The following is a 2,073-nucleotide window of genomic DNA, read 5'->3' on the forward strand; positions in this document are numbered from 1 at the left end:
CTTGGATTCAAGTACGAAGTGCGACACCACTGAAAAATAAAACAGTGAGATGCGATAATCATGATTTTTGCTCCCGCCAAGAAGTAAAACCATGAAATATACACACCTCACTGAGAAAGAAAGATATACGATTTCTATCTTAAGAAAGCAAGGACTACGTACTGCTGGAATTGCTAGATTACTCAACCGTCACAAGTCTACGATCTATCGTGAGATAGAACGTAATAAGCGCTATAACAAATACTTTGACAGGTACTCGTACCAACCTGAGTACGCTCAACAACGAGCTCGAAATAGGCTCGCTCGCTCAAGGCGAAACAAGCGCTATGACGAAACCGACTTCAGGCTCGTTGCAGCCTTGCTGCAACTGGACTGGAGCCCTGAACAGATAGTTGGATTTCTAAGGCGAATTGGTCAAAAAACGATGAGTCACGAACTGATTTACCAGTATGTTTGGAATAACAAAGCAGAAGGCGGAATGTTATGGAAACACCTACGCCAGTCAACTAAGCAAAGGCGTAAAAGATACCGCTCTAACGACAGCAGAGGCCGCTTAGCCGCAAAGAAACATATATCTGAGCGACCAGACGAAGCAGAACTTCGTCTTGAACCTGGACACTGGGAAATAGACACCGTCATTGGGCGAGGAACCAAACACTGCATTGTGACGTTAGTAGATAGGATGACCGGTTATACTTTTATAGGCCAATTAGACGACAGAACGACTAATTCATTGAACGCTCGAGTGAAGAGGATTATTAAGCAATCAGACTTACCGTTCAAAACGATTACTGCTGATAATGGTACTGAATTTCACCAATATGCTCAGTTAGAAAAACAAACTAAGTGTTTGTTTTTCTTTGCTAACCCGTACCAATCATGGGAGCGTGGAACCAATGAAAATACGAATGGTTTAATTAGACAGTACTTACCTAAAAAAGCCTCTATGTCACATGTGACACAGAGGCTCTGTAACCAAATAGCTGGAAAGCTAAACTCGCGCCCAAGGAAAAGACTTGGGTTCTTTACACCACAGGAGTATATTCATGCGCATCTGTAAAAAGTGTCGCACTTCAAACTTGATACTAAGCGCACTTTTTTAGATAATATCTCTGAGAGTGCTTTCCACCAAAATACCCGCGACAAACTTGAGTTTTACTGCCTTTGTATAACTTAGTTGAAAGCCCAGCTCTACATTGCAGTCAACCAAGTCCCCTTGAGGCAATTCAAATATTCCTGAATACCAACTCGCAAACAAAGGCTCATTATCAACAAGGCGGTATTTCCCTTCTAGGTTAACCATATAAAGCTTGTTACCTTGAACTTCCCAGGTTGCAATATAGTTACGCCAACAAGCTGTCGAAAAATAGATACCGTTTGAATCGATACTTTCAAGATCGCTAGAACTCAATTCTTCAATCTTCGAATTGTCGACAGGAAAACCCAAGCAAGAAGGCATTTGATATTCGGAGCCTAGATACTTGCAGTTATCCTTTACTTGATTCGTCATATATCCTCCAACCCGATAGTTCGCATAACGCCAAATTAAGGTGTGAACAACGCTAACCACCTTACCTAAACCATTGTGCCATAAACACTAAACTGGCTTGAAGTGAAAGCGCCAAGCGTTGTGAATCACTCTTAAATTTATTGTTATGGTGATTTTTATTGCATATGAAACAATTTGAAATTAAAGTGCACCATCCTTTTATTGAGACATAGAAATGAAACGCTTTTTACTACTGATTTCGCTTGGTTTATCTGCTAACACATTCGCAAACTGCTATGGTTCTGACTCATACAAAACTTGCTATGACGACAACGGTAACTCTTACAGCGTACAAAAGTATGGCAATACAACATCTGTTCAGGGCTATAACAGTCAAACAGGCTCAAACTGGAGCCAATCAAGCACTACCATTGGGAACTCTACATTTACTAATGGTACATCAGCAAATGGCAGCTCTTGGAACAGCACCACAAACAAGATAGGTAATAGTACATTCACTACAGGTACTGACTCAGACGGTAATTACTTCTCTTCAACTTGCAATGAATACGGTTGCTACTAGT

3 protein-coding genes are annotated in these 2,073 nt (G+C 41.0%); 2 read left to right on the forward strand and 1 reads right to left on the reverse strand.

Translation table 11 applies throughout. From position 1 onward, the window contains the following. The first annotated feature begins 91 nt into the window (after positions 1 to 91). Positions 92 to 1,060, forward strand: a complete 969-nt coding sequence (locus ACU01J_RS21635) for an IS30 family transposase (protein WP_481087369.1) — start codon at positions 92 to 94, stop codon at positions 1,058 to 1,060. 39 nt (positions 1,061 to 1,099) lie between these two features. Here ACU01J_RS21635 and ACU01J_RS21640 read toward each other — a convergent pair whose 3' ends face one another. Then, positions 1,100 to 1,510, reverse strand: coding sequence for a hypothetical protein (locus ACU01J_RS21640; RefSeq protein ID WP_481087453.1), 411 nt, complete (start codon positions 1,508 to 1,510; stop codon positions 1,100 to 1,102). A 214-nt stretch (positions 1,511 to 1,724) separates the two neighbouring features. Between ACU01J_RS21640 and ACU01J_RS21645 the strand changes: the two genes are divergently transcribed. After that, positions 1,725 to 2,072: a hypothetical protein gene (locus ACU01J_RS21645; RefSeq protein ID WP_481087447.1), complete on the forward strand. Its 348-nt coding sequence runs from the start codon at positions 1,725 to 1,727 to the stop codon at positions 2,070 to 2,072. The last annotated feature ends 1 nt before the right edge of the window (position 2,073 follow it).

This window comes from Vibrio sp. 2433-A1, from assembly GCF_056726085.1.